Source organism: Streptomyces sp. NPDC058665 (assembly GCF_042714995.1).
Classification (GTDB): domain Bacteria; phylum Actinomycetota; class Actinomycetes; order Streptomycetales; family Streptomycetaceae; genus Streptomyces.
Genome location: NZ_JBHXRX010000146.1, coordinates 1 through 1,545, shown reverse-complemented (window position 1 = coordinate 1,545; position 1,545 = coordinate 1). Strand labels below are relative to the sequence as shown.

1 pseudogene is annotated in these 1,545 nt (G+C 66.7%); it reads left to right on the top strand.

Annotated features, from left to right (window positions below):
• Nucleotides 1-122 precede the first annotated feature (122 nt).
• Nucleotides 123-1,271 (top strand): annotated as a pseudogene (locus ACFWV8_RS38330) (IS701 family transposase); the annotation flags it as partial.
• Nucleotides 1,272-1,545: the final 274 nt, after the last annotated feature.

Sequence of the window (1,545 nt, the reverse complement as noted above, 5' to 3'; positions counted from 1 at the left end):
TACTCCAGTTGCACTTCTCCATTTGTCCTGGTCACAGGGCCTTTCCGGAGTCTAGTTTGCTGACGCCGTGTCAGGGTGGCGGTGGTTCGTGACTCACCCGATCGGGGCGCGTTGAACGGGTTATGGAGACGGAGAGCGGTGTCGAAGTAGTTCTGTGGGATGCCGAGTTGAAATCGCTGCTGCTGAGGGTGGGCGAGCGGTTCGGCCGTGTCGAGCCGCGTCGGCACATGCGGGACTACGTGCGTGGCCTGTTGGGGCCAGTGGGCCGGAAGAACAGCTGGCAGCTGGCCGAACATGCGGGCCATGTCTCCCCGTACGGGCTGCAGCGACTGCTGTCATGGTGCCAGTGGGAACCGGACGAGATCCGCGATGACCTGCAGGATTACGTGGCCGAGCGGCTCGGGCAGCCGGACGGCGTTCTGATCCTTGATGACACCGGCTTCCTGAAGAAGGGCACCGTCTCCGCCGGGGTGCAAAGGCAATACTCCGGAACCGCCGGACGCACAGAGAACTGCCAGATCGGGGTGTTCGCCGCCTACGCCTCCGCCAAGGGCAGGGCCCTGGTGGACCGCGAGCTCTACCTGCCCAAGTCCTGGACCGAGGACCCGGACCGGTGCCGCGCCGCTCGGATCCCCGAGGGCAAGTCCTTCGCGACCAAGCCGGAACTCGCACGTGCCATGGTCCGGCGGGCGCTGGACTCCGCACTACCGATCACCTGGGTGACCGCGGATGCGGCGTACGGGCAGGAGTGGCACTTCCGGCGGATGCTGGAGGAGGCCGGCGTGGGCTACGTCCTGGCGGTGCCCAAGTCCCAGCAGGTCAAGTCACCAGCGGGCAGCTGGCGCATCGACCATGTCCTGACCGGCGCCCCGGCCGAGGCATGGGAACGGATCTCCTGCGGGAATGGTGCAAAGGGGCCGAGGGTCTACGACTGGGCCGCGGCCAAGCTGCCCACCATCGAAGGTCCCGATCCCACTCACTGCCGCTGGGTCCTGGCCCGCCGCAGCCTGGCGCGTCGCGAGGAGGTCGCCTACTACCTCGCTTTCGCTCCGGCGGACGTCACTGTCCGCGAGCTGGTCCGGGTGGCGGGCTACCGATGGGCCATCGAGGAGTGCTTCCAGGCCGCGAAGAACGAGTGCGGCCTGGATCAGTACGAGGTCCGCCGCTACGTCGGCTGGTACCGCCACATCACCCTGGCCATACTCGCGCACGCCTTCCTGGCGGCGATGACAGCCCATGCCCTCGAAAAGGGGGCCGAAAAAACGGTCCGAGCAGCCTCGTTCCCCTCACTGTGGCAGAAGTCCGACGGCTCCTGGACCTTGCCCATCCCCCCACAGCCCGGCACCAGTCACCCAGACACCGACTCCACTGGTCCAGCTGGCGCCGCCTCCACCAGACCATCGCCCGCCACTGCCACTACCAGCGCCGCACGCGCCCCGATCGGGTGAGTCACGAACCACCGCCACCCTGACACAGCGTCAGCAAACTAGACTCCGGAAAGGCCCTGTGACCAGGACAAATGGAGAAGTGCAACTGGAGTACTAG